At 42.1% G+C, this 26,284-nt stretch carries 20 protein-coding genes and 1 pseudogene; 16 read left to right on the top strand and 5 right to left on the bottom strand.

Annotated elements, in window-relative coordinates:
- Window positions 1–25: 25 nt before the first annotated feature.
- Window positions 26–1,209 (top strand): annotated as a pseudogene (gene iadA / locus IGJ15_RS08735) (beta-aspartyl-peptidase).
- A gap of 136 nt (window positions 1,210–1,345) precedes the next feature.
- Here the strand turns inward: iadA and IGJ15_RS08730 are convergent.
- Window positions 1,346–2,167, bottom strand: coding sequence for an aldo/keto reductase (locus IGJ15_RS08730; RefSeq protein WP_430599021.1), 822 nt, complete (start codon window positions 2,165–2,167; stop codon window positions 1,346–1,348).
- Between the two features lie 161 nt (window positions 2,168–2,328).
- Between IGJ15_RS08730 and IGJ15_RS08725 the strand changes: the two genes are divergently transcribed.
- From IGJ15_RS08725 to IGJ15_RS08675, 11 genes are all read left to right on the top strand, one after another.
- Window positions 2,329–2,976 (top strand): hypothetical protein, encoded by a 648-nt coding sequence (locus tag IGJ15_RS08725; protein ID WP_430599020.1) that lies wholly within the window; start codon window positions 2,329–2,331, stop codon window positions 2,974–2,976.
- Between the two features lie 441 nt (window positions 2,977–3,417).
- Entirely contained in the window at window positions 3,418–4,608 is a 1,191-nt protein-coding gene (gene hemW, locus IGJ15_RS08720) for a radical SAM family heme chaperone HemW (protein WP_194186092.1), read from the top strand.
- Window positions 4,609–4,791: 183 nt separating this feature from the next.
- On the top strand, window positions 4,792–5,835 hold the full coding sequence (gene hrcA / locus IGJ15_RS08715) for a heat-inducible transcriptional repressor HrcA (RefSeq protein ID WP_005225934.1): 1,044 nt from the start codon (window positions 4,792–4,794) through the stop codon (window positions 5,833–5,835).
- Between the two features lie 38 nt (window positions 5,836–5,873).
- A complete protein-coding gene (grpE, locus tag IGJ15_RS08710; RefSeq protein ID WP_005225935.1) occupies window positions 5,874–6,461 on the top strand; it encodes a nucleotide exchange factor GrpE in 588 nt (195 codons plus the stop codon).
- Window positions 6,462–6,513: 52 nt separating this feature from the next.
- Complete coding sequence (gene dnaK, locus IGJ15_RS08705; RefSeq protein WP_005225936.1) at window positions 6,514–8,343, top strand: molecular chaperone DnaK; 1,830 nt, start codon at window positions 6,514–6,516, stop codon at window positions 8,341–8,343.
- 126 nt (window positions 8,344–8,469) lie between these two features.
- On the top strand, window positions 8,470–9,639 hold the full coding sequence (gene dnaJ / locus IGJ15_RS08700) for a molecular chaperone DnaJ (RefSeq protein ID WP_005225937.1): 1,170 nt from the start codon (window positions 8,470–8,472) through the stop codon (window positions 9,637–9,639).
- Between the two features lie 187 nt (window positions 9,640–9,826).
- On the top strand, window positions 9,827–10,927 hold the full coding sequence (locus tag IGJ15_RS08695) for a glycerol dehydrogenase (RefSeq protein WP_194186090.1): 1,101 nt from the start codon (window positions 9,827–9,829) through the stop codon (window positions 10,925–10,927).
- Between the two features lie 409 nt (window positions 10,928–11,336).
- The gene (locus IGJ15_RS08690; RefSeq protein ID WP_194186089.1) at window positions 11,337–12,302 is read left to right on the top strand and encodes a PLP-dependent cysteine synthase family protein; all 966 of its coding nucleotides are present in this window, start codon (window positions 11,337–11,339) and stop codon (window positions 12,300–12,302) included.
- The gene (locus IGJ15_RS08685; RefSeq protein ID WP_194186088.1) at window positions 12,292–13,437 is read left to right on the top strand and encodes a cystathionine gamma-synthase; all 1,146 of its coding nucleotides are present in this window, start codon (window positions 12,292–12,294) and stop codon (window positions 13,435–13,437) included. The genes IGJ15_RS08690 and IGJ15_RS08685 overlap by 11 nt, the downstream gene beginning before the upstream one ends.
- A 2-nt stretch (window positions 13,438–13,439) precedes the next feature.
- Window positions 13,440–14,084 carry a class I SAM-dependent methyltransferase gene (locus tag IGJ15_RS08680; protein WP_005225941.1) on the top strand — a complete coding sequence of 215 codons (645 nt, stop codon included), beginning with the start codon at window positions 13,440–13,442 and terminating at the stop codon, window positions 14,082–14,084.
- Window positions 14,085–14,096: 12 nt separating this feature from the next.
- Complete coding sequence (locus tag IGJ15_RS08675; protein ID WP_008382180.1) at window positions 14,097–14,552, top strand: S-ribosylhomocysteine lyase; 456 nt, start codon at window positions 14,097–14,099, stop codon at window positions 14,550–14,552.
- A gap of 233 nt (window positions 14,553–14,785) precedes the next feature.
- On the opposite strand, the gene IGJ15_RS08670 is transcribed toward IGJ15_RS08675, so the two are convergent.
- Both IGJ15_RS08670 and IGJ15_RS08665 read right to left on the bottom strand, forming a co-directional pair.
- A complete protein-coding gene (locus IGJ15_RS08670; protein ID WP_430599018.1) occupies window positions 14,786–15,403 on the bottom strand; it encodes a Tat pathway signal sequence domain protein in 618 nt (205 codons plus the stop codon).
- Window positions 15,404–15,508: 105 nt separating this feature from the next.
- Window positions 15,509–16,051 (bottom strand): outer membrane protein assembly factor BamE, encoded by a 543-nt coding sequence (locus tag IGJ15_RS08665; protein WP_167822817.1) that lies wholly within the window; start codon window positions 16,049–16,051, stop codon window positions 15,509–15,511.
- Between the two features lie 397 nt (window positions 16,052–16,448).
- Here IGJ15_RS08665 and IGJ15_RS08660 point away from each other — a divergent pair, with 397 nt between their 5' ends.
- Window positions 16,449–16,688, top strand: coding sequence for a hypothetical protein (locus tag IGJ15_RS08660; protein WP_074536413.1), 240 nt, complete (start codon window positions 16,449–16,451; stop codon window positions 16,686–16,688).
- Between the two features lie 48 nt (window positions 16,689–16,736).
- Here the strand turns inward: IGJ15_RS08660 and IGJ15_RS08655 are convergent, their stop codons facing one another.
- On the bottom strand, window positions 16,737–17,474 hold the full coding sequence (locus IGJ15_RS08655) for an amino acid ABC transporter ATP-binding protein (protein WP_005225946.1): 738 nt from the start codon (window positions 17,472–17,474) through the stop codon (window positions 16,737–16,739).
- 1 nt (window position 17,475) lies between these two features.
- On the bottom strand, window positions 17,476–19,629 hold the full coding sequence (locus IGJ15_RS08650) for an amino acid ABC transporter substrate-binding protein/permease (RefSeq protein ID WP_010748161.1): 2,154 nt from the start codon (window positions 19,627–19,629) through the stop codon (window positions 17,476–17,478).
- Window positions 19,630–19,899: 270 nt separating this feature from the next.
- Here IGJ15_RS08650 and uvrB point away from each other — a divergent pair, with 270 nt between their 5' ends.
- From uvrB to IGJ15_RS08635, 3 genes are all read left to right on the top strand, one after another.
- Complete coding sequence (uvrB, locus tag IGJ15_RS08645; RefSeq protein ID WP_010748162.1) at window positions 19,900–21,891, top strand: excinuclease ABC subunit UvrB; 1,992 nt, start codon at window positions 19,900–19,902, stop codon at window positions 21,889–21,891.
- 13 nt (window positions 21,892–21,904) lie between these two features.
- Entirely contained in the window at window positions 21,905–24,721 is a 2,817-nt protein-coding gene (gene uvrA, locus IGJ15_RS08640; RefSeq protein WP_005225949.1) for an excinuclease ABC subunit UvrA, read from the top strand.
- Between the two features lie 308 nt (window positions 24,722–25,029).
- The gene (locus IGJ15_RS08635) at window positions 25,030–26,283 is read left to right on the top strand and encodes a carboxylate--amine ligase (RefSeq protein WP_167822815.1); all 1,254 of its coding nucleotides are present in this window, start codon (window positions 25,030–25,032) and stop codon (window positions 26,281–26,283) included.
- Window position 26,284 lies beyond the last annotated feature (1 nt).

Raw genomic sequence — 26,284 nt, 5'->3', positions numbered from 1 at the left:
AATCAGACACGAGGAGGAAGCACTCATGAAGGTGATACGACAAGCGGAGGTTTATGCGCCTGACTATTTAGGAAAAAAGATATTCTTTTAAGCGAAGACAAGATCATTGCTATTGAAGATTCGATCGAAGGAGGATTCTCAGGGGTTCCTCTTGAAGAAATCGATGGCACAGGGTTACTTGCTGTTCCCGGCTTTATTGACTGCCACTTTCATATCTTAGGAGGTGGCGGGGAAGGTGGCTTTCAGAACCGGACACCAGAAGTGAAATTGTCTCAGCTGACCTCAGCGGGGGTAACGACAGTGGTTGGGTGTTTGGGTACTGACGGAGTAGGCAGAGATATGACTGCCTTGATCAGTAAGGCCCGTGGACTAGAGGCAGAAGGCATCACGACGTACTTGTATGACGGTTCTTATCGATTGCCATTGACTCCGGTCACCGATTCTATCATTCAAGATTTTTTGACTATTGACAAAATCATTGGTATCGGTGAAATTGCCGTTTCTGACCATCGTTCTTCACAACCGAGTTTCGAAGAATTTACCCGCGCGGTGGCGGATGCCCGTGTTGGTGGGATGCTCTCTGGAAAAGCAGGCATCGTAAACGTCCACTTAGGGGGAGGAAAGAGAAAATATGAGCTGCTTTTACGAACTATCGAAGAAACAGAGATTCCAATCAGCCAATTTTTACCGACACATGCCAATCGGACTAGCGAGCTTTTCGAAGCAAGTATTGCTTTTGCAAAAATGGGTGGAACGATTGATTTTACGGCGAGTGAGGATCCTGATTTCTGGGAAAAAGAAGACGATGAGGTTCGCTTCAGTAAAGGACTGAAGCGTTTGTTAGCAGAAGGGATCGGGCTGGATCAATTTACCATGACCTCTGATGGGCAAGGCAGCCTCCCGTACTTTGATGAAAACAATCAATTCATAGGTCTGGGTGTCGGTAGTTCGCGAGCGCTGATGGTAGGCATTAAAGAAGCAGTCCAAAAAGAGCAGATTCCATTGGAGATCGCCATTCGAGCAATCACTTCTAATCCAGCGAAAGTATTGAAGCTTGATCAAAAGGGACGTCTTGCAGCAGGGATGGATGCTGATATTTGCTTGCTGAACAAAGAATCATTAACAGTAGAAACGGTTCTAGCGAAAGGCAGAACGATGGTAGAAAAACAAGAAGTAAAAGTGTGGGGTACCTTTGAGCAACTAACATAAGAAGATTCCAGCTTTGACAAACTAAGAAACGGTTGTTTTTTTAAACAGAGTTTTAGAACAAAATAAGCAGCCCGATCCATGACCAGCATTTACTGGACTTGATCGGACTGCTTTTTTCAATTAAACGCAAGCATTCTTAAGCTTGCAACGCATCCAATTTCTTCATGTCTTCTTCAGAAATTTCAAAGTTAACTTTGGCATTGTCAGAAATGTATTCTTCATGAACGGATTTTGGCAATGGCAGAATGTCTTTTTGTAGCAAGTAACGAATTGAAAGTTGTGGAATAGATTTTCCATAAGCTTCCGCAATCGTCTTCACTGCATCGTTATCGAGTAAACGACCGGTGGCGATTGGAGAATAGCCTTCCACTAAAATTTCGTGGTCTTTACAAAATGCCAATAACTCTTCATTTGTGCGTCCAATATGGTAAACAAACTGGTTGACCATCGGTTTCACATCGCAATGATCAAAAATATTCTGTAAATCTTTTTGATCGAAGTTGGAAACACCAATTGATTTTACTTTCCCACTTAAGTAGGCTTCTTCTAATGCTTTCCAAACATCGATGTTTTCAAGATAAAAATCTTTGTTTTCTGGATTGTTTCCCATGATTTTCCAAGGACGAGGGGCGTGGATCAAAATCAAATCGATATACCCTAAGTCAAGTTTTTTTAGAGAAGCATCAATGCTATCAACCGCTTCTTGGTAGGTCTTCAACTCAGCAGGTACTTTCGTGGTAACAAAAATTTCTTCGCGGGCAACGCCTGAATCGCGCACAGCTTTCCCAACCGCTTCTTCGTTTTTGTATGCTGCCGCTGTATCGACATGTCGATAACCGTTTTGAATGGCAAATTTTGTGGCGTTGTAAGCATCTTCTGGAGAAGATTGCCAGGTTCCAAGGCCAATCTTAGGAATCGTCAGTTTGTTCTGCAAGGTAAATGTTTCTTGTAATATCACGTATCTCAACCTACTTTCATCGCTTTTTTTGTTACATCTTCCATTATAAAACGTTTTCTTGTTTGAAACAAATCAGACGCTGAAACTTTTTCGGTAAATTGACTTTCAAAAGGATCTTTGATACATTATCAGCAACCTAAACGCAGAAAGATGTGGAAAAAATGGATTTTGTAAAAGAAGATTATGCCTATTATCGGCGCTCTTTTGAATTGATGTATCGCAGTTATTTCCGTAGAAGAATGATTGCCCTGGGTGTGGCGATTTTGATTATCTTAGGTTATTTAATTTTGTTACAAGAAAGTTTGCTTTTAAATATCATCTTGCTAGGTATTTTGCTAGGGATGATGGCGTGGCTGGTTTCACTTTCTCAGAAAGCGAGTGAGGTCGTACGTGCTTTTGAAGAAGAAAATCAGGTGCCGCAAATTCATCAACTGACAGAATTCGAGGATCATTATGCGTTCCCAATGAACGATGGAACAACGATGCGCGTGAAGAAAAACGGCAATCGCAATTTCCCTTCCAATAATAAACAGTACACGTTGATGGCAGGCTATAAAAAAGTTTTCTTTGTGCAACAACCCTTGATGATTTTTTACTATGACCTCTTGGAAATGAAATATGATGAAGCGTATCGTTTGAAACGAAATCGCCAAAACGGGTTCAATCGTTGGTCGCGTTATTTCAGCTTTCGCTCCTTTAAGGGATCGATCGGCAATGTTTTTCAATTCTTGCTGGGAAATATTTTCTTCTTATTTATTGCGTATCGGTTGATCCGTTATCTGATCGATATTTTGCTACACATTCTATAACGGTCGCCAAGGGGATGATTCTCATCGTTTTCATAGACTGGTGAAAAAGATGATAGGACTTAATTTTTAAAAAAAGGTATACTTAAGTCAGATAAGACAAGCAATTGTCTTTCAAGAATAAGAGTCCTGCTCTTTTTAAGTAAGCCGTCAGCAACAGCTTATCTATTGTGGCGCTAACAGTTTGGGGGAAGTGTTAGTTCTTGTAACAAACAGATTTTTTTCTGGGTGGGATAAGAACAAAAGCGGTATTTTACCGTACTTAATAAGAGGAGTGCTCTTAATTTTTGCTATGACTATTTGAAGACATCACTTCTTGGAAGTGGTGTTTTTTCTTGCCCAAAATAGTCCAAGTGATAGGAGAATTCTAAGAACTATGCTACAATGAGTGCCGATGCTCTCAGCGATGGGAGTAAAAAGAAGGTAGAGGAGAATCACTTAGGAATGCCTGAAGGTCAAACAATAAACGATCCATCTACAAAAAGCGCGCAAAATATTTCTGCGTATATACATATACCATTCTGTGAACATATCTGCTATTACTGTGACTTCAACAAAGTGTTTTTAGAAGGGCAGCCAGTGGATGAGTACATCGAAGCGTTACTAAAAGAAATTGAGCTGACCCTCTTGCGTCAGCCTATCAATGAGGTGGAAACAATTTATATCGGCGGCGGGACGCCAACGTCGCTTTCGGCGAACCAGCTGGATCGATTGCTTTCAGGTGTGCATGAATTGCTGCCGACCCACACAACCAAAGAGTTTACCGTGGAAGCAAATCCTGGTGATTTGAGTGAAGAAAAAATGCTGGTTTTGAAAAACCATCAAGTCACTCGCTTGTCGATGGGGGTCCAAACCTTTGATAATCGCTTGCTTAAAAAAATTGGCCGCAAGCATACCGCTGAAGATGTTTATTCAACCATTCAGCTGCTGGAAAAACATGATTTTCAGAATGTGACGATCGATTTGATTTATGCACTTCCGGGACAAAGCATAGAAAGCTTCCGTGATACACTGACGCGAGCGATTGATCTCGGGTTGCCTCACTATGCGATGTATTCCTTGATTTTAGAAAACAAAACCATGTTTATGAACTGGGTTCGCCAAGGGAGAATGGCGCTGCCTTCTCAAGAAGCTGAAACGCAGATGTTTGATGAGGCGATCGCCGCGATGACAAAAGCTGGCTTGAATCAATATGAAATCAGTAATTTTGCACGACCAGGGTATGAGTCCTTGCATAATCTAGTGTATTGGAACAATGAACATTATTTTGGCTTTGGGGCAGGCGCCAGCGGGTATCTTGGACAGACCCGCTACAAGAATAAAGGTCCAATCCAGCATTATTTGAAACCATTACAGGAAAATCAATTGCCAATCCATGAAACCGAAGAATTGACAACCAGTAATCAAATGGAAGAGGAACTGTTTTTAGGCCTTCGTAAAAAGGCTGGCATTTCAAAAATACGCTTTGCAGAAAAATTCGGGAAGTCTTTTCAGGAAATCTATGGTTCAACTAGCGAACAGTTGGTTCAAAAAGGCTGGTTGGCTAGTCAAGGTGATCGTGTCTTTTTAACGAAAGCTGGGATGTTCATTGGCAACGAAGTGTTTGAAGCATTTCTCTTGGATGGAGAAAAATAAGAAAGAACAAGGAAGAGAAGTAGCCATTTCGCGCTGCTTCTTTTTTTGATTTCTTTTTTTAGCACTCTCTTAGAAAGAGTGCTAAAAAAGTGATGCAAATACTTGACATTCCTAGCAAATATGGTATATTTATAATCGTGTTAGCACTTAATAGGAATGAGTGCTAACGGAGGAGTGGATAAAATGTTGACACCTAGACAACAAATGATTTTACACCTCATCATCCAAAACTATACGAATACTGGTCAGCCCACGGGCTCGAAGCGATTGATGGAAGATGGGGTTGAAGCTAGCTCTGCCACCATTCGTAATGAGATGAAGGCGCTGGAAGAAGCTGGTCTTCTGCTAAAAACACATTCATCTTCAGGGCGTGTGCCATCAATAAAAGGGTATCGCTATTACGTTGATCACTTATTGAAGCCATCTGAAGTTGACCAAAACGAAATTCAAACCATTCGTCATTCTTTTGGAAAAGATTTTCATGAAATCAATGAAATCATCCAGCAGTCTGCCACGATCTTGTCCAACTTGACTAGCTATACAGCGTTGTCTCTCGGACCAGATATGAAGGAAAGGAAATTGACGGGCTTTCGAATCGTCCCTTTGAATGCACGACAGATCATCGCGATCATCGTGACGGATAAAGGAAATGTCGAAAATCAAGTCTTTACTCTTCCTGAATCAATGAGCAGCGAAGATTTGGAAAAAATGGTAAGGATCATCAACGACAAATTGATCGGTGAACCTCTAATGACGGTCTACCATCGATTAAGAACCGAGATTCCTATGATTCTGCATAAGTATTTTCAAACGACTGACGGAATCGTTGATCTCTTTGATACGATGCTGAGCCATATTTTTGAAGAAAAAATCTTCGTCGGCGGGCGAATGAATCTTCTGGATTTTGAACCGACGCAAGATGTTAGTCAGTTCAAATCGATGTATTCATTTATGAAAAACGCAGATCAGCTGACACAGCTGCTGGCGCCAAGAGATTCTGCGATTCAAATCAGAATCGGCTCTGAGCTTGGCAACGACTTGTTACAAAATATGAGTTTGATCCAAGCCAGCTATGAAATCGAAGGTCATGGACAAGGAACGATCGCTTTATTAGGTCCATCAAGTATGCCGTATTCACGGATGTTTGGATTGATGGAAGTTTTTCGAGGCGAGTTAGCAAAAAAATTGGCCGATTATTATCGCGCATTAGACGCTGCCAATGAATAAGCGGCAATGAAACAAATCGTAGAAGGGATGGTTGAAACGTGACGGAAAAAGAAGAGCGTTTAGATGAAGAATTAGATAAAACTGCTGAAGAAACCGCAGAAACAACTGAATCTTCAAATGAATCAACTGAAACTGAAGCACAGACTCCTCAACCAGAGGAAGAAGCAGTGGAAAAAAGCGAATTGGAACTTTTGCAAGAAAAGAATAACGAATTGGAAGATCAATTCCTGCGTGCTCGTGCAGAGATCGCAAATATCACTTCACGTAACCGCAACGAGCGGGAACTTTTACAAAAATACCGCTCGCAAGATCTTGGCAAAAAACTGTTGCCAGCAATCGACAATTTGGAACGAGCGATGGCAGCAGATGTCGATCAAGACCAAGCTGCGAATTTGAAAAAAGGCGTTGAAATGGTTCTTGAAAGTCTGCGTCAAGCCTTAAAAGAAGAGGGAATCGAAGAGATTCCTGCTGAAGGTGCAATGTTCGATCCGAACTTGCATCAAGCGGTGCAGACTGTACCTGCCTCTGATGAAACACCGGCAGACACAATCGTTACTGTCTTGCAAAAAGGGTATAAATTGCATGATCGTGTCTTGCGTGCAAGCATGGTCATCGTTGCACAATAGTTCTTTCTATCTATAAGTAGATGTTTAAATTAAAAAAGGGAGTGTATTACTTATGAGTAAAATTATCGGTATCGACTTAGGAACAACAAACTCAGCTGTTGCTGTCCTTGAAGGCGGCGAAGCAAAAATCATTACGAATCCAGAAGGAAACCGTACCACACCTTCTGTTGTCTCATTCAAAAACGGTGAGATCCAAGTAGGGGAAGTTGCAAAACGCCAAGCAGTAACAAACCCGAATACGATTTCTTCTATTAAACGCCATATGGGTGAAGCTGGATACAAAGTAGAAGTTGAAGGCAAATCTTACACACCACAAGAAGTTTCCGCAATGGTTCTTCAATACATCAAAGGATTTGCTGAAGACTATTTAGGTGAAAAAGTTGAAAAAGCAGTCATTACTGTTCCTGCATACTTCAACGATGCACAACGTCAAGCAACCAAAGATGCTGGTAAAATTGCCGGTCTTGAAGTAGAACGGATCGTCAACGAACCAACTGCCGCAGCTTTAGCTTATGGGTTAGATAAAACAGATAAAGATGAAAAAATCCTAGTCTTTGACTTAGGTGGTGGTACTTTCGACGTATCGATCCTTGAATTAGGGGATGGCGTCTTTGACGTATTATCAACTGCTGGGGACAACAACCTAGGTGGGGATGACTTTGATAACAAAATCATCGACCACATGGTAGCAGAATTCAAAAAAGAAAACGGCATTGATCTTGGAAAAGACAAAATGGCCTTGCAACGTTTGAAAGATGCTGCTGAAAAAGCGAAAAAAGACTTGTCAGGTGTAACAAGTACTCAAATCAGCTTGCCATTTATCACAGCTGGTGATGCTGGTCCATTGCACTTGGAAATGACCTTGACTCGTGCGAAATTCGATGAATTGACCGCAGACCTAGTCGAACGGACAAAAATTCCAGTACGCCAAGCTTTGAAAGATGCTGGCTTGTCACAATCAGAAATCGATGAAGTCATCTTAGTTGGTGGTTCAACACGTATTCCAGCAGTAGTTGATGCTGTTCGTAAAGAAACCAATAAAGAACCAAACAAATCAGTAAACCCAGATGAAGTGGTAGCGATGGGTGCTGCGATCCAAGGTGGCGTGATCACAGGTGATGTGAAAGATGTCGTCTTACTAGACGTTACACCATTATCATTAGGTATCGAAACAATGGGTGCCGTCTTCACAAAACTGATCGATCGTAACACAACGATCCCTACAAGTAAATCACAAGTCTTCTCAACTGCAGCAGACAATCAACCAGCCGTTGATATCCATGTCTTGCAAGGAGAACGCCCAATGGCAGCTGACAACAAAACATTAGGTAGATTCCAATTGACGGATATTCCACCAGCACCTCGTGGCATCCCTCAAATCGAAGTAACATTTGATATCGATAAAAATGGGATCGTCAATGTTTCTGCAAAAGATTTAGGTACACAAAAAGAACAAAAAATCACGATCAAATCATCTTCAGGTTTATCAGATGAAGAAATCGAACGCATGGTAAAAGATGCTGAAGCAAACGCTGAAGCCGACAAACAACGCAAAGAAGAAGTTGATCTACGCAATGACGTCGATGCTTTGTTGTTCACTGTTGATAAAACATTGAAAGAGCTTGAAGGCAAAGTGGATGCAGACGAAGTCAAAAAAGCGGAAGAAGCTCGTGATGAGTTGAAAGCTGCACTTGAAGCAAACAACTTAGAAGAAATGAAAACGAAACGTGATGCTTTGAATGAAATCGTACAAAACTTAACTGTTAAATTATACGAACAAGCAGCACAACAACAAGCACAAGAAAATCCAGAAGCTGCACAAGGCGGCGCAGACGATGTGGTTGACGCCGACTTTGAAGAAGTAGACGGTGACGATAAATAATCGCTGTTTGTGAAAAAGCCAAAGTCACCGCTTTGGCTTTTTCTTATGAATTTGCGAAACGTATTTTTCTAGAGCGAATTATATGCTAAAATACGAGAGACGCAAGAATATAGTGGAGGGAAGCCAATGGCAGACAAAAGAGATTATTATGAGGTCTTAGGTCTACAAAAAGGGGCTTCGGATGACGAAATCAAAAAAGCTTATCGTAAGCTTTCAAAACAATATCATCCAGACATCAATAAAGAACCTGATGCAGAAGCAAAGTTTAAAGAGATTTCTGAGGCCTATGAAATATTAAGTGATTCCCAAAAAAGAGCTGCTTATGACCAGTATGGTCATGCTGGTACCGATCCGAACTACGGAGGCGGTTATGGCGGTGGATTCGGCGGCTTTAACAGTGGCGGATTTTCCGGTGGCGGTTTTGGTGGATTTGAAGACATTTTCGAATCGTTTTTCGGTGGTGGAGGCGGCAGAGCAGCCAATCCTAATGCACCTCGACAAGGAGCGGACTTGCAATATGCGGTTGATCTTTCCTTTGAAGAAGCGATTTTCGGAGTGGAAAAAACTGTTCAATACAATCGTGAAGAAACCTGTCATACCTGCGGTGGGAACGGGGCAAAACCAGGTACTTCACCAGAAACCTGTCATAAATGTCATGGTGCAGGTACCATCAATGTTGAACGTCAAACACCGCTTGGTCGTGTGATGAGCCGTCAAACCTGTGATGTTTGTCATGGAACTGGGAAAGAAATCAAAGAACCATGTACAACATGTCATGGTACTGGCCATGAAAAGAAAAAACACAGTGTGAAAGTCAACGTACCTGCAGGTGTCGAAGATGGACAACAAATGCGCTTGTCTGGTCAAGGAGAAGCTGGCACCAATGGTGGTCCTTATGGTGATCTGTACGTTGTTTTCCGAGTGGAAGAAAGTGATATTTTTGACCGTGATGGGTCGGAAATTTATTACGAACTGCCGTTAAACTTTGTCCAAGCTGCTTTAGGCGACGAAGTCAATGTACCAACGGTTCATGGGAATGTGAAATTAAAAATTCCAGCTGGTACGCAAACAGGCACAAACTTCCGCTTACGCGGTAAGGGAGCCCCTCGCTTACGGGGAGGCGGCAATGGCGATCAACAGGTCAAAGTGAAGCTGATCACACCTAAGAACTTAAATGAGGAACAAAAAGAGGCATTGCGGGCTTATGCAAAAGCCAGTGGCCATGAAACGAACGAACAACAACCAGAAGGATTTTTTGATAAAATGAAAGATGCTTTTGGTGGGAAAAAGAAATAACCATGAAAAAATCCAACTCATGCCCTTATAAAACCATCCGTTTTATAAGGGCATGAGTGTTTGTATGGCTATAAATGTGCAGTATGGGCAAGAATCGAATCTTCTTGGCCATCTTTTTTTCTTTTCCTTTGAAATCGCTTGCTTAGTGTGTCACAATAAAAGTAGACCAATTAAAGGAGGAGATACAATGGAAAGAATATTTGCGAGTCCGTCACGATACGTTCAAGGAAAAGGGGTCTTGAAGCATGGGTTATCCCATATCAAAGATTTAGGAAAGAAAGTGCTTCTTTTGACCGATGAAACGGTTTGGAAAATTGCCGGTGAAGAACTATTTGAGAACCTGAAAGCAGCCGAGTTAGAACCGGTAAAAGAAATTTTTGGTGGAGAAGCTTCTGCAAATGAAATCGATCGTATCGTCTCTAAAGCCAAAAGTGAATCAATCGAAGTGATTGCCTCATTAGGTGGTGGGAAAGCCATCGATACTGGGAAAGCTGTTGCGGATGAATTGAAAATACCGATCGCTGTTTTGCCAACGATTGCCTCCACTGATGCACCAACTTCGGCACTTTCTGTTATTTATACTGATGAAGGTCGTTTTGAAAAGTATCGTTTTTATAACAAAAATCCTGAACTTGTCTTAGTGGATACCGCTGTGATTGCCAAAGCGCCTGCCAAATTGCTAGCCGCTGGTATTGCGGATGCACTCGCAACCTATGTCGAGGCACGTGCTGTTGCTCGAAGCCATAGTAAAAATATGGTTGGCGGCGTGCAACCAATTGCCAGCATGGCAATCGCTGAAAAATGCGAAGAGATCCTTTTTGAGAATGCCTTAAAAGCCTATCAAGCGAATAAAAAACAAGTCGTTACCGAAGCTTTTGAACAAATCGTGGAAGCCAACACTTTGCTAAGTGGATTAGGCTTTGAAAGTGCAGGTCTGGCAGCAGCTCATGCGATTCATAATGGCTTGACAGCCCTTGAAGGAGACGTTCATGATCTGACCCATGGTGAGAAGGTTGCTTACGGAACACTCACTCAATTGATGCTGGAAAATGCAGATCCTGAAGAGCTCGACCAATATATAGAATTGTATCAGGCATTAGAATTACCGACGACATTATCCGACATGCATCTTGCGGAAGCCAGCGATGCAGACCTATTAAAAATTGGCGAGCAAGCAACCATCGAAGGGGAAACGATCCACAATATGCCATTCCCAGTTTCTGCAGAAGATGTTGCAGCAGCGATCAAAGCCGTGGATGCCTATGTGAGTGCTTACTATCCTCTATGATGTTATTTTATTAAAGACCATCAATGTGTGCTCGGTGATTTCAAAAAATGTTTGACAATAAAAAAGAGTCGTGCTATTTTGATAACAAGCAAATTAAAGGAGGGAACAAGACATGACAAACGTCAACACACAAACTACCTGTTGTTGTTGTATGGTGCAAAAAGCAGCATACCGATTTGTCATGCCTATTATTAGTTCCTTTGTCGCAGAAGATCGCTGAAGTTTCTTTAGTGATTCACTTCTATCCGGATAAGACGACATGTTTTTGGGGTACTGATGTAATAGTCAGTACCCCTTTTTGTTTGCTGTTTTTTACCGCTTTCATTGGCGACGGCTGATGATAGCAAATGAAAATGAGTACATGAAGCATACGAGCTGTACCAAACAAAGTTGAGCGAGGAGTCGAGCGATGATCGTTAATAATATAAAAGCATTGATTGGGCACACCCCATTCTTTGAATTTGATGCCGCAGCATTTGGCGGCAAAAAGGGAAGTACCATCTATGCGAAACTTGAGTATTTAAATCCTGGTGGAAGTATCAAGGACCGCTTAGGAAAGTATTTGATCGATGAAGCGTTTCGTGAGCATGTGATCGATCATGAGACAACCGTTATCGAACCGACAGCGGGAAATACTGGAATTGGTTTAGCTTTAGCTGGGATCGAGTATGGCTTAAAAATGATTTTTGTCATTCCTGAAAAATTTAGCCTTGAAAAGCAGCAACTGATTGAAGCGTTGGGCGGGACCATCGTTCATACGCCCACTGAAGCAGGCATTCAAGGTGCGATTGAAAAAGCAAAGGAAATAGCAAAACAGCTACCAAATAGTTATATGCCAATGCAATTTCACAATCAAAACAATCCTGCAGCCTACCAAGCAACCTTAGGCCCAGAGATCTTTCAGGAGTTATCTGGAAAAATTGACAGCTTTGTTGCTGGAGCTGGCAGCGGGGGGACCTTCGCGGGTGTCGCAACATACTTAAAGAAGCAAAAATCAAGCACTCGACTTGCTGTCGTTGAACCAGAAGGATCGATCTTAAATGGCGGGCCTGCCCATGGACATGAGATTGAAGGGATCGGTGTTGAGTTCATTCCACAATTTTTTGACGATTTGCTTATTGATCAAATTTATACGATCAGTGATGCGGAAGGCTTTGCTTTTACGCGTTACTTGGCAAAAAACTATGGTCTGCTTGTTGGAAGTTCAAGTGGAGCGGCAATGGCAGCAGCAGTAAAAGAAAGCCTCGAATTACCAACTGGAAGCTCGATCGTTACCGTCTTTCCAGATGGAGGCGATCGCTATCTATCAAAAAAGATTTATGCGGGTGAATCAGCAATCACCCCATTCATAGGAGGAGCAAACCATGCATTTTAATACAAAAGTAATCCACGGCGGTATCAGCGAAGACGAAATGACTGGTGCTGTTAGTGTGCCAATTTACCAAGCATCAACCTATCGGCAAAATGCTCTTGGTCAGCCAAAGCAATATGAATACAGTCGTTCAGGCAATCCAACTCGTTTTGCCTTAGAAGAATTGATTGCGGATCTGGAAGAAGGCGCCCAAGGGTTTGCTTTTGCCTCAGGATTAGCAGCCACCCATGCGGTCTTCTCGCTGTTTCAGACTGGAGATCATGTCATTTTAGGGGATGATGTATATGGCGGGACGTTTCGTTTGCTCCATCAAGTATTAGAAAAAAGCGGATTGTCTTATACACTTGTCAAAACAAGTGAGCTAGCTGCCATTGAAGCAGCCATCCTTCCAGAAACCAAAGCGATCTTTCTGGAAACGCCGACTAATCCATTATTGAAGATCACGGACATCGCAATCGTTGCCCAACTAGCTAAAAAACAGGACATTTTGACGATCGTGGATAATACCTTTGCGACCCCTTACTTTCAAAAGCCGCTACAATTAGGCGCAGATATTGTGATTCACAGTGCTACCAAGTATCTCGGTGGACACAGTGATGTAGTAGCTGGGTTAGCGGTTGCCAAAGAGCCGCAAATCGCCAAAAGAATTGCTTTTTTACAAAACGCCATTGGTGGTGTATTGGGGCCTCATGATAGCTGGTTGATTCAACGAAGCATCAAAACTCTTGCTTTGCGGATGGAAGCACATCAAAACAACGCGATGAAAATTGCTCACTACTTACAAGCACATCCAGCTGTCGCAAACGTGTATTATCCAGGATTGATTGCCCATGAAGGACATGAGATCGCCAAATCACAGATGTCTGGGTATAGCGGTATGATATCTTTTGAACTAAACAATGAATCGAAAACAGCAGAATTTGTTGAATCATTAAAGATTTTTACTTTAGCAGAAAGCTTAGGTGGCGTGGAAAGCTTGGTAGAAGTGCCAGCCGTGATGACCCATGCCTCGATCCCTAAAGAAATTCGTGAGCAATCTGGGATCAAAGATGGCTTGATTCGGTTGTCTCTCGGCATCGAAGACGGTGAGGATCTGCAGGCAGATTTAGAGCAAGCGTTTGAAAAGGCAGGTAGCTAGTGATGGGGAGAGAGTTTATTCCAATTTTTTCTGACTGGGCAGCTGAGTACGATGAAACAGTTGCAGGTAAGGATGAAGAATATCGAGCGGTTTTTTTCAAATATGAACAGTTACTCGCTGAAATTGCTGAAAAAGCAGGGCAGTCTGTGGTAGAATTTGGTAGTGGAACTGGAAATCTAACACAAGCTCTGCTTGATCAAGGAAAAAACGTGCTGGCAATCGAGCCATCGCCAGAGATGCGGCGAATCGCCAAGTCAAAACCCAGTCTTTCTAAAGTGACTTTTGTAGATGGTGATATGGAGGTTTTTCCTGAGATCACGGATGTGATTGATACGATCGTTTCTACCTATGTTTTTCATCATCTTACGGAGGACGAAAAACAACGGGCAATCGGCAAATATGCTGCGATGCTGCCCAAAGGCGGGCAAGTGCTTTTCGGAGATACGATGTTTCTTTCTCTAGCCCACCAAATGGAACGAATCGATGAAGCACGGCAAGCTGGTCACCAGCGACTAGCCGCTGATCTGCAAAGAGAGTACTATCCAGTTATAGCGGATATCGAACGATACTTTCGTCAGCATGGGTTTACCAGTCGTTTTAAGCAGATCAATGAGTATGTTTGGCTTGTGGAAGCACAAAAAGAGTAGGAGAGAAGTACAATGAAAATGAATGTTGAAAGCTTTAATTTGGATCATACGAAAGTCAAAGCACCTTATGTACGGGTTGCCGATAAAAAACAAGGAACGAATGATACCATCATCAAATATGATGTCCGTTTGAAGCAGCCGAACCAAGCGCATATGGATATGGCAAGTCTGCACTCGCTAGAACATTTGACGGCAGAATTGATTCGTAATCATGCGGATTATATCGTGGACTGGTCACCAATGGGCTGCCAAACCGGCTTTTATTTGACTGTCTTGAATCACGACGATTATGAAGAGATTTTGACCGTCCTAGAAAAAACCATGAAGGACGTTTTGCAAGCAACTGAAGTACCTGCCAGCAATGAAGTGCAATGCGGTTGGGCGGCGAACCATACCTTAGAGGGTGCGCAAAAATTAGCGCAAGAATTTCTTGATGAACGTGACAATTGGTCGACCGTTTTTGCCTAAATAAAAATAGAAGTAGAAAAAAGGTGCCTGCGTTTGGATTCGCAGACGCCTTTTTTGTTAAACCCGCAAAGAGACGGGGGTTCGATAGTTTTTGTTTATGGTTCTACTGCTTGGACAGTGATGCCGACTCCGTTTGGATTATAGGTTTGACTAATGTAAAACTCAAATCCTTCATGAACAAAGAAAAGTCTCCGAATGGCGCTAACGTCTCTGATGTGAGCATCTAAACCATACTATTCGATCAATGTCTCTTTGATCTCCTCAATATCATCCTCTTTCCCGAATTGTGAGAAATCAATACCGAAAAATTCTGGGACATCAACCAATGTGATTCTAGATAAATGTTCATTTCCCGCGTTATCGGAGTCAAAATCAAAGCTGATTTTGGACAGTTTGTCCCTTGAACCTAAAGGAACTCTTTTTGTCTCGAGAGCGCTGCTGTCAGCCATCGTTGATAACAAATCAATGGCTGAATCAGGTAAACGAGTGGTTACTTTTCTTACTTCATCAACCATTGCTCCTTGATCGGGAGAAAAAACTTTTCTAGTCTCTTCCGTGACGATCACATTTTCGCGGCGCCGCTTTCGGTTAATGGCACTGCGCTCTTGGTTTACCCGATCACTACGTTTGATGAGAGCGAGGCCAAGATCGCTGATGGATTCAGGGGAAGGTCTTTCTTCCAGTAAAGCAGTTAAGTAATCGATCTCTAAAAACTGCTCGTAGGCAGCTGCTGGTTGATTTTCGCTGTAGAAGAGGACAGCTCCGAGTAAAAAACAACTAATGCCCAAACAAAGCAAAAGACTTCTTCTGCGATGCTCTCGGATTTTTTTCTGAGGACGATTCAGTTTCATTTTATCCTTCAACTCCTAAGTTTTTTAGACGACTCATGATAATAGAGGTGTTTGAATTTCATCACGCATTTTGCCAATCTTAGTTACGAGAGATCGCTTAATGGATTACTCAATTTCTGTTTCAGAAAACTGATCATGCCAGGCCACATCAGAAACGGTTCGGTTAATAAGAGTTACAATGATTGCCTCACCATCGGAATTGATCCATGCATTAGATTCCACACCTACAACCGCTAGTCGCCAAGAAGGCAGTCCACCCATGATCTCAAGAACTTGATCGCAGGACATTCCTTCTTGCAATTGGTGGAGTAAGTCTTTGTTGACTGTTCGATTCCACCGTCGCGGCAGCCCGATCTGCAATTGTTCACAATACGAAAATTGAGGGGCAGCTGTTTCGGTACTGCTCTGAGCTTGTGCAAAGTCATCAGAAGAACGAGCTGTTTCAGATGCGGGTTCTGATGTGTGGTTCTCAGTTCTGGAAGAAGAAGCTATGGTTTCTGAATCAGCTGACAAAGATTGAGAAGACGACGTTGCTTCTGGTGAGAAACTACTCTTGGTGGTGTCATCCATGATTTCGTCAATTAAGGTACAGCCAGTGAGAAAGAGGGAGAGTAACATTAGTAAGGGAAATAAAAAGATGGTTTTCATAAGATAGGTTCCTCCAAAATGATTTCGTGAATTTTCTTTGTTATTTTAATGTTGGTTTTTTATTAGAAAAATCCCGTCAGTTGCTATAAAATAAAAAAGAAAAATGTTTGTATACCTATTTAGATTTGGAGGGAGTGTTGTTTAATAAGTGTAACATGTTGCTTCCGATCTGGCTACTTGATTTCCAATATCCTTTCGTGGTTTTAGTAAAACTGGTATCTGCAGCTTACGATGTTGAAAAGTAAATGTTATAATAGATTTAACTACTCAATAAAAATTTGCTATTTTAAAGGTGAATCCTGTTTACTCTTACCAGATCAACAGGAACCAGCATACCTTTTGCTAAGAATTTATGTAAGGAATGATTTTTTTCATAACACGGAGAGGAGGAAGGAATATGAGCATCTTAAAGCAATGGCAAGCAAAACATCAAGCGAAAAAAGAAGCAAAAAAACAGGCATTACGGTTAAAAAATGCCAAGCTTCGTGCAGCGGGGAAAGAGCCGTTGAAGGGCTGGGGGAAAATGGTTGATACTGGCATCGGCGGGGCGAACAAAGCAAACCCCATCGATACAAAAGTGTTTTTGGGGGAAAATCAAAAGCGGATCGCAGATGAAACGAAACGGAACAAACAATAAAGAAAACCTCTGCAACAGTTCCTTCGTCGGACTGTTGCAGAGGCTTTTTTAAATATTCAATACTTTGTCTAAGAAGTCTTTGGTACGCTCATGCTTAGGATTGGTAAAGATTTGCTCAGGTGTACCGTCTTCCAAGAAGTTCCCGCCGTCAATAAACATCACACGGTTTGCTACTTCTTTGGCAAAACCCATCTCGTGAGTTACGATCACCATGGTCATTCCTTGTTTTGCCAAATCCTTCATAACATTGAGTACATCGCCAACCATTTCTGGATCGAGTGCGGAGGTTGGTTCATCGAACAACATCACATCGGGATTCATTGCTAAAGCTCTAGCGATCGCCACCCGTTGTTTTTGTCCTCCAGACAGATTGTCAGGGTACATGTCTTTTTTATCTGCCAAACCGACCGTTTCTAATAAACGAATTGCGTTCTTTTCCGCTTCTTGCCGAGAAGCATTTTTTAGATCCATCGGTGCTAAAATGATATTTTCTAAAACCGACAAGTGAGGGAAGAGATTGAAATGCTGAAACACCATGCCGATATGTTGACGAACAGCATTGATATTGGTGTTTTTATCCATCAGATGTGCGCCGTCAACGATAATATCGCCGCTGGTTGGTTCTTCTAAGCGGTTCAAACAGCGTAAGAACGTCGATTTCCCAGATCCTGAAGGACCGATCACACAAACGACTTCTCCTTCAGCGATTGAAACATTGATATTGTTCAATACGGTATTGTCGCCGTATTTTTTTACAAGATTTTCAACTAAGATTTTTTCTTTCATGCTATTTCACCTTCTTTTCTAAAACTTTTGCAAGTTTCGTTAAAGCTGTGATCACGACTAAGTAAATAATCGCGATGATCAAGTAAACATAGGTACTTTGCGTAGTCCGAGCAACGATGATTTTCCCAGTTTGCAATAATTCTACGACTCCGATAACCGAGATGATCGTTGTATCTTTCAACGAGATAACGAATTGGTTAACGAAAGATGGAATCATGATTTTGATCGCTTGCGGTAAAATGATTTTCTGCATTGTCCGAGTGTAGGTCATCCCCAAACTACGAGAGGCTTCCATCTGACCTTTTGGCACTGCATTGATCCCGCCACGGACGATCTCAGCGATATAGGCACTGGCATTTAAAGTCAATGTAATGACCCCGGCTGCAAAGTCGGGAATCGTGATACCAATGGCATCGGAAAGGCCGAAGAAGATGAAGAAAGCCAATACCATCATAGGAATACCACGAATGATATCAACATAGATCCCTGCAAAAACCCGCAATGCTTTGATTGGAGCAACACTAAATAGTCCAAAAATGATGCCGATCACTAATGCTAAGGCAAAAGAAATCAATGCTAGTAAAAGGGTATTCCATAAACCTTTTAATAAGACGTTATAGTTGTTGCTGATCAAACCAGTGATCGTTGATTCATCCACTCGTTTTTCTGTGGCAGAGCCATCTTCAATGTATTTATTGATGATTTGATCGTACTCGCCAGTCCGTTTCATTTCTTTCAATGCTTCATTGAACATTTGGATCAGTTCAGGATTTTGGCCTTTTTTCACCGCAAAACCATACTGACCGCCAGATTCTTTTTCAATCGGTGTCACTAGTTTTTGACCTTGGCTGATGGCATAACCGATCACTGGATAATCATCCATCATGGCATCGATTTGTCCGCCGTTAACAGCCGCATATAATTGATCGGCCGCATCATAATATTTGATCGAATAGCCATATTTTTCTTCGTTGGCGATCAAGAAGTCTGCACTTTCTGTTCCCACTTTCGCACCAACGGTTTTTCCATCTAGATCTTCATAGGAATTGATGGAATCATTGCCTTCTTTTACAGCGATCTGAATGCCGCTTTCAAAGTAAGAGTCTGAGAAGTCGTAAGATTGACGACGCTCATCAGTGATCGTCATCCCAGCGATCATCCCATCTGCTTGGTTACCATCCAAGGCTTGCAAAGCTCCTGAAAAACCGATGAAATTGAATTCAATGTTGAACCCTTGCAATTCTGCCGCCCGATTCATTAAATCAACATCGATCCCTACATACTCATTGTCTTCATTTTGGAATTCAAAAGGAGCGAAGGCGGAGTCACTGGCAATTCGGTAAACATCTTTCTTTGGTTCGACTTTCACCATTTCACTGGTGTCTGCATCTGAATCAGACGTTGTGATGTAAGTATTGACGATTTCGTCGTATTTGCCAGAAGCTTTCATGTTGGCTAAACCAGCATTGAATTTTTCAAGTAGTTCTTGATTTTGGCCTTTTCTGACAGCGAATCCGTAAGAAGCACCTTTTTCAGGTTCGCCGACAAGTTTCATCGGTTCGCCGTTGTTGATGGCATAGCCAAGCACTGGATAATCATCAAAAGCGGCTGCCACAGTACCATTGCGTACAGCGCCATACAACCCAGTAGCGTCATCATAAAGTTTGATGTCGTAGCCATATTGGTCTTTATTTTCTTCTAAAAAGCGGGCACTTTCGGTACCAACCTTTGCACCGACCGTTTCGCCCTCAAGATCTTCGTAGCTAGTAATGCTGTCATTGTCCGCAGCTACCGCCATTTGAATCCCACTATCAAAATAAGGATCTGAGAAATCAAACGTTTCTTTACGTTCATCAGTGATGCTCATCCCAGCAATCATGCCATCTAACTGATTTGATTGCACGCCTTGAATGGAGGCGTCAAAACCTAAAGGACGTAAATCAACTGCAAAACCTTGATCTTCAGCGATCGCGTTTAATAAATCTATATCGATCCCAACGTATTCATTATTTTCATTTTGGAATTCGAAAGGAGCAAATGTTAAATCTGTTCCTATCTTATACGTAGTTTCCTCCGCACTTGCTGACTTTACTGATAGCGTAAAAATGCTGATAATCAGCGCGATTAAAGCGAAGGACATGTGTTTTCTTTTCAAGAAAATTCCCCCTTTAGATATAACGTATTTATAGATTATATGGATTTTTTCTTCTACACACAAGTCTTTCTCTTTAAAAATATGACAAAATTGCTTAAACCTCACATCAGATGTTAGAAAATCAAACATGTTAAGTTATGCTTAATCGCATGAAACTTTCATAGCAAATGATGGCGAAAGTATGTTCGCTATGATATACTTATTTATGGAAAAGCGGCAGCGAGTTTTTCTTTTTTTGTTGTCGTTTAGAATAATCGAGGGGGAATGAAGATGATCGAAAGAACAACTTCCCATGAATTTGACTTAGTATCAAAATATCAACCAGCTGGGGATCAACCAGAAGCGATCCATCAATTGGTTGACGGGGTGGTCGGTGGAAAAAAAGCACAGATTTTGTTGGGAGCCACTGGGACCGGTAAGACTTATACGATTTCTAATCTAATTAAGGAAGTCAATAAACCGACATTGATCATTGCCCATAATAAAACACTGGCTGGACAATTATATGGCGAGTTCAAGGACTTTTTCCCAAATAATGCGGTCGAGTACTTTGTCAGTTACTATGATTACTATCAACCAGAAGCGTATGTTCCTTCCAGTGATACATACATCGAAAAAGACTCCAGTGTCAACGATGAAATCGATAAGCTGCGTCACTCGGCCACAAGTTCTTTATTAGAGAGAAACGATGTGATCGTTGTAGCTTCTGTCTCTTGTATTTTCGGTTTAGGTTCGCCGATCGAGTATGCCAGACAGGTTGTTTCTTTACGAGTAGGGATGGAAAAGTCTCGCGATCAACTATTAAAAGAATTGATCGAGATCCAATTTGAACGAAACGACATCGATTTTCAACGGGGGCGTTTTCGCGTACGTGGCGATGTTGTGGAGATTTTCCCAGCTTCTCGTGATGAGCGAGCGTTACGCATTGAGTTTTTTGGCGATGAAATCGATCGGATTCGTGAAGTCGATGCCTTGACGGGCGAGATCATGAGTGACACCGAACATGTGTCGATCTTTCCGGCAACGCACTTTGTGACCAATGAAGACCATATGGAACATGCGATCGCTTCGATCCAAAGTGAACTCGATGAACGACTGAAAGTTTTGCGAGCAGAAAATAAGCTGCTGGAAGCACAGCGTTTAGAGCAGCGAACCAACTATGATATTGAAATGATGCGAGAAATGGGGTATACCTCAGGAATCGAAAACTACTCTCGCCACATGGATGGACGAAAAGAAGGCGAACCGCCTTATACGTTATTAGATTTCTTTCCTGATGACTTTCTGATCGTTATTGATGAATCCCACGTGACCATGCCGCAAGTTCGTGGGATGTATAATGGTGACCGTGCTAGAAAACAAATGTTAGTGGATTATGGCTTCCGTTTGCCTTCTGCACTGGATAACCGTCCGTTACGCTTGGAAGAATTTGAGAAGCATGTCAATCAAATCGTCTATGTTTCAGCAACACCTGGACCATATGAATACGATCAAACCGATACCGTCATTCAACAAATCATTCGTCCGACTGGTCTGTTAGATCCGGTGATCGAAGTACGACCGATTATGGGTCAAATTGACGACCTCGTAGGAGAAATCAATGAGCGAGTCGAGCGAAATGAACGGGTCTTTGTCACGACCTTGACGAAAAAAATGTCTGAAGATTTGACGGATTACTTTAAAGAATTAGGGATCAAAGTCAAATACCTGCACAGTGACATCAAAACATTGGAACGAACAGAGATCATTCGCGACCTGCGTCTCGGTGAATTTGATGTACTGGTCGGAATCAACTTATTGCGAGAAGGGTTAGACGTCCCAGAAGTTTCCCTGGTTGCGATCCTTGATGCCGATAAGGAAGGCTTCTTGCGCAGCGAGCGTTCATTAGTCCAAACCATCGGACGAGCAGCTCGTAACTCAGAAGGAAAAGTAATCATGTACGCCGATAAAATGACCGATTCGATGCAGCGAGCGATCGACGAAACAGCGCGACGCCGAAGTATTCAAGAAGCCTATAACGAAGAACATGGAATCGTACCGAAAACCATCATCAAAGAGATTCGCGATCTGATCGCAATCACGAAAGTGGCGGAAGAAACTGGCGAATACACCACGACTTCTTATGAAGAATTGAGTCGTGAAGAAAAAGCAACCTTGTTGTTGAAATTAGAAAAAGAAATGAAAGATGCTGCGAAAGCACTGGATTTTGAAACGGCTGCTACCTTGAGAGATACTATTCTTGAGCTAAAAGCTGCTGATTAGAAGGAGAAACAATATGGCAAATGATAAAATCGTGATCCATGGGGCACGGGCCCATAATTTAAAAAATATCGATGTGACGATTCCCAGAGACCAGCTCGTTGTTGTAACTGGTCTTTCGGGTTCAGGGAAAAGCTCCTTAGCATTTGATACGTTGTATGCCGAAGGACAGCGCCGGTATGTCGAAAGTCTATCGGCGTATGCCCGTCAGTTTTTAGGGCAAATGGATAAACCCGACGTAGATAGCATTGATGGACTTAGTCCAGCGATTTCTATCGATCAAAAAACCACTAGCAAGAACCCGCGATCAACAGTGGGGACGGTTACTGAAATCAATGATTATCTGCGGCTTCTTTACGCCAGAATCGGTCACCCAATCTGTCCCAATGATCATATTGAGATTACTAGTCAGTCGGTTGAGCAGATGGTGGATGAAGTTTTGGCATTACCAGAACGCACCAAGATCCAATTGTTGGCACCTATCGTTTATCAAAAGAAAGGGCAGCACAAAAAAGTCTTCGAACGTATCCAAAGAGAAGGTTATGTTCGGATGCGGGTGGATGGCGAAGTCTATGATGTCTCCGAAGCGCCTGAATTAGAAAAAAATAAAAAGCATGATATTGCCATCATCATTGACCGAATCGTTGTAAAGGAAGGCATCCGTTCTCGTCTGTTTGATTCCTTTGAAGCGGCATTACGTTTAGCTGATGGCTATGCGGTAGTCGATGTGATTGGTCAAGAAGAGATGCTTTTCAGTGAACATTATTCTTGCCCGTATTGTGGCTTTACAGTTGGTGAATTAGAACCACGGCTCTTTTCATTCAATGCGCCTTTTGGTGCTTGTCCAGACTGTGATGGTCTTGGTGTGAAGCTCGAAGTCGATGTCGACCTAGTGATTCCCGATCAAAGCAAAACGTTGCGTGAAGGCGCACTATTGCCTTGGAACCCAATCAGTTCACAGTATTATCCGCAAATGCTGGAACAAGCCTGTCAAGAGTTCAATATCGATATGGACACACCCTTTGAAGAACTGCCAGAAGAACACAAAGACATTATTTTGAATGGTTCGAATGGCGAAATTTTCCATTTCCATTATGAGAATGATTTCGGTGGCGTGCGTGATGTTGAGGTAGCTTTTGAAGGAATCTTACCAAATATCAAACGCCGTTATCATGAAACCAACTCTGATTTCACCCGTGATCAAATGCGTTTGTATATGACGGAATTGACTTGTAAAACTTGTCATGGCTATCGTTTGAACCCCCAAGCGCTGTGTGTGCAAGTCAACGGGAAACACATTGGGGAAATGAGCGAGATGGCAATCAACAATGCGTTGAACTTTGTCGAAGAATTGAAACTATCGGAACAAGAGCAAATGATCGCACGTCCGATAGTGAAAGAAGTCGATGATCGGTTAAGCTTCTTGAAAAATGTCGGATTGGACTATTTGACCTTGAGTCGTGCATCAGGCACACTCTCTGGTGGGGAAGCGCAACGGATTCGTTTGGCAACACAAATCGGCTCCAATTTATCTGGGGTGCTTTACATTCTTGATGAGCCGTCGATCGGTCTTCACCAACGGGATAACGATCGCTTGCTAGATTCATTGCGGAAAATGCGTGATCTTGGGAATACCCTGATCGTCGTTGAGCATGACGAAGACACGATGCGGGCAGCGGACTACTTGATCGATGTCGGTCCAGGTGCAGGACACGCAGGTGGCGAGATCGTCGCTGCAGGAACTCCTGATGAAGTCGCAGCCAATGCGTCTTCCTTAACAGGTCAATACTTATCAGGAAAACGACAAATCCCGACACCAACGGAACGCCGCAAAGGCAATGGTGAAAAGATTCGTGTGACCGGTGCTTCTGAGAATAACTTGAAAAACATTTCGGTCGATTTTCCATTAGGAAAGTTCGTCGCCGTTACTGGTGTCTCTGGCTCTGGTAAATCGACATTAGTCAACGAAATTTTGAAAAAAGCCTTGGCGCAAAAAATCAATCGGAATTCGAACAAACCTGGTCGCTTTAAAACCATTACTGGTTATGAAGCGATTGAGAAATTGATCGATATCGATCAAAGCCCTATCGGTCGGACGCCTCGAAGCAATCCGGCGACGTATACCAGTGTCTTTGATGACATTCGCGATTTATTTGCTAAAACCAATGAGGCGAAAGTCCGTGGTTACAAAAAAGGCCGCTTTAGTTTTAATGTAAAAGGTGGACGCTGTGAAGCATGTAAAGGGGACGGAATCATCAAGATCGAGATGCACTTCTTACCTGATGTCTACGTACCTTGTGAGGTTTGTCATGGCAAACGTTATAACTCAGAAACGTTAGAAGTTCATTACAAAGGAAAAAATATTTCGGAAATCTTAGATATGACTGTGGAAGATGCAGTGGAATTTTTCCAACATATTCCTAAAATCCATCGAAAATTGCAAACGATCGTCGATGTCGGTCTAGGTTATGTCACGATGGGACAACCAGCGACTACTTTATCTGGTGGGGAAGCGCAACGGATGAAGCTTGCCAGTGAACTGCACAAAAATTCCAATGGCAAGAGTTTTTATATCTTAGACGAACCGACGACTGGTCTGCATACGGATGATATTGCCCGTTTGTTGAAAGTTTTGGAACGATTTGTCGACGCTGGCAATACCGTTTTAGTGATCGAACACAACTTGGATGTCATCAAATCAGCGGACCATGTGATTGATCTAGGTCCAGAAGGTGGCGAAGGCGGTGGAACGATCATTGCAACTGGTACACCAGAAGAAATTGCTGCGGTTTCTGAAAGCTACACCGGTCATTATTTGAAAAAAGTCCTTTAAGCAAGGAAAAGAGCACTCACTTTTTTACTTGTCTGTCAATAGGTTTCTCTAAAGTTTAAGGAAGCGTGAAATATCTGCAAATTTCATGATAAGGGCTTGAAATCAAAATTTTATTTGATAGAATAGCAATAGGTATACGTATATTCGCATTGAATAAACTGCCTATAAGTTCTATCCGTTCAAAGTGGGAGAAAGCAATCAAAGATAGATACTTTGATTGCTTTTTTCTTTGTGGTATTATAATTCTATTGTAATTAAACGAAACGAGAGAGGTCGTTTTTCGTATTCAAAAGAGAGAGTGATTTTTGATGAGTCAGGAAAATTTTCTTCCCATATTATTAGGAAGCGATATGAATGTTTATGGTATGGCCAGAGCATTCCACGAAGCATATGGCATTCAATCAGTTGCCTATGCTGGTGCGGAACTTGCGCCAACCCGCTTTAGTAAAATTGTTACAATCAATCAAGTGGAAGGTTTTGACCATGATCCCGGATTCACTGAGACGTTGATCAAGTTAGGAAAAAATACTTACAACGATCCTGCCATGAAATATTTATTGATTCCCTGCGGAGATGGCTATGCAGAACTGTTAGCGAAGCATAAAGAAGAATTGAAGCCTTATTATACCTTTATTGCCAATGACTATTCCCTATTAAAACGGTTGATCAACAAAGTAAGTTTTTACGAAGTCTGCGAGGAATACGGCTTGCCTTATCCTAAGACCTTCATTTTAACGCCTGAACTGTTGACGGAAGGAACGTTCAAAGAAGAGTTGCCTTTTGATTTTCCTGTGGCTTTGAAACCAGCAAATAGTGTCGCGTGGCTGTCAGTTGATTTTGAAGGGCGCAAAAAAGCCTTCATTATTGACAATCGAACAGAATTTGAAGAAATCGTTTCTCGCATTTATCAAGCGGGTTATCAATATGAAATGATCGTCCAAGATTTTATTCCTGGCGATGACAGCAACATGCGGGTCTTAAATGCCTATGTTGATGAGAATCACGAAGTTCGCGTGATGGGTTTAGGTCATCCTTTATTAGAGGATCCAACGCCTGGAGCTGTTGGGAATTATGTCGTGATCATTCCAGATGAAAATGATCAAATCTATCAAATGATCCGTAAGTTTTTAAAAGAGATTGAATATGTTGGATTTGCCAATTTTGACTTGAAATATGATGCGCGAGACGGGCAATATAAATTATTTGAAATCAACTTGCGTCAAGGAAGAAGCAGTTTCTTTATTACCTTAAGCGGATTGAATCTGGCGAAGTTCATCACAGAGGATTTAGTCTTCGAAAAACCTTACACAGAAACGGTTTATGGCAAAGCTGACGCGCCAGAAGCGAAATTATGGCTAGGGGTACCAAAAAACATTTTCTTGACTTATGCAAAAGAAAATCCTGCGAAAGAACGAGCAAAAAAATTATTAGCAGAAAATCGCTGGGGAACGACTGTCTTTTACAAAGAAGACTTATCTCTAAAGCGTTGGATTCTATTAAAGAGAATGTTCCATCTGTACAACAAACGATTCAAAACGTATTTCCATACGAAAGAAGGCTAGA

It is taken from the genome of Enterococcus sp. AZ079 (assembly GCF_050547255.1).
In the GTDB taxonomy this organism is placed as follows: Bacteria; Bacillota; Bacilli; order Lactobacillales; family Enterococcaceae; genus Enterococcus_D; species Enterococcus_D casseliflavus.
The sequence above is the reverse complement of the archived record's forward strand: the minus strand, read 5'-3'. Positions and strand labels throughout refer to the sequence as shown.

What these genes read in the sequence shown, in the direction of transcription:
- IGJ15_RS08725 (WP_430599020.1), top strand. Translation starts at nt 2,329, where the DNA reads ATGGATTTTGTAAAAGAAGATTATGCCTATTATCGGCGCTCTTTTGAA.
- hemW (WP_194186092.1), top strand. Translation starts at nt 3,418, where the DNA reads ATGCCTGAAGGTCAAACAATAAACGATCCATCTACAAAAAGCGCGCAA.
- hrcA (WP_005225934.1), top strand. Translation starts at nt 4,792, where the DNA reads ATGTTGACACCTAGACAACAAATGATTTTACACCTCATCATCCAAAAC.
- dnaK (WP_005225936.1), top strand. Translation starts at nt 6,514, where the DNA reads ATGAGTAAAATTATCGGTATCGACTTAGGAACAACAAACTCAGCTGTT.
- dnaJ (WP_005225937.1), top strand. Translation starts at nt 8,470, where the DNA reads ATGGCAGACAAAAGAGATTATTATGAGGTCTTAGGTCTACAAAAAGGG.
- IGJ15_RS08695 (WP_194186090.1), top strand. Translation starts at nt 9,827, where the DNA reads ATGGAAAGAATATTTGCGAGTCCGTCACGATACGTTCAAGGAAAAGGG.
- IGJ15_RS08690 (WP_194186089.1), top strand. Translation starts at nt 11,337, where the DNA reads ATGATCGTTAATAATATAAAAGCATTGATTGGGCACACCCCATTCTTT.
- IGJ15_RS08685 (WP_194186088.1), top strand. Translation starts at nt 12,292, where the DNA reads ATGCATTTTAATACAAAAGTAATCCACGGCGGTATCAGCGAAGACGAA.
- IGJ15_RS08680 (WP_005225941.1), top strand. Translation starts at nt 13,440, where the DNA reads ATGGGGAGAGAGTTTATTCCAATTTTTTCTGACTGGGCAGCTGAGTAC.
- IGJ15_RS08675 (WP_008382180.1), top strand. Translation starts at nt 14,097, where the DNA reads ATGAAAATGAATGTTGAAAGCTTTAATTTGGATCATACGAAAGTCAAA.
- IGJ15_RS08670 (WP_430599018.1), bottom strand. Translation starts at nt 15,403, where the DNA reads ATGAAACTGAATCGTCCTCAGAAAAAAATCCGAGAGCATCGCAGAAGA.
- IGJ15_RS08665 (WP_167822817.1), bottom strand. Translation starts at nt 16,051, where the DNA reads ATGAAAACCATCTTTTTATTTCCCTTACTAATGTTACTCTCCCTCTTT.
- IGJ15_RS08660 (WP_074536413.1), top strand. Translation starts at nt 16,449, where the DNA reads ATGAGCATCTTAAAGCAATGGCAAGCAAAACATCAAGCGAAAAAAGAA.
- IGJ15_RS08655 (WP_005225946.1), bottom strand. Translation starts at nt 17,474, where the DNA reads ATGAAAGAAAAAATCTTAGTTGAAAATCTTGTAAAAAAATACGGCGAC.
- uvrB (WP_010748162.1), top strand. Translation starts at nt 19,900, where the DNA reads ATGATCGAAAGAACAACTTCCCATGAATTTGACTTAGTATCAAAATAT.
- uvrA (WP_005225949.1), top strand. Translation starts at nt 21,905, where the DNA reads ATGGCAAATGATAAAATCGTGATCCATGGGGCACGGGCCCATAATTTA.
- IGJ15_RS08635 (WP_167822815.1), top strand. Translation starts at nt 25,030, where the DNA reads ATGAGTCAGGAAAATTTTCTTCCCATATTATTAGGAAGCGATATGAAT.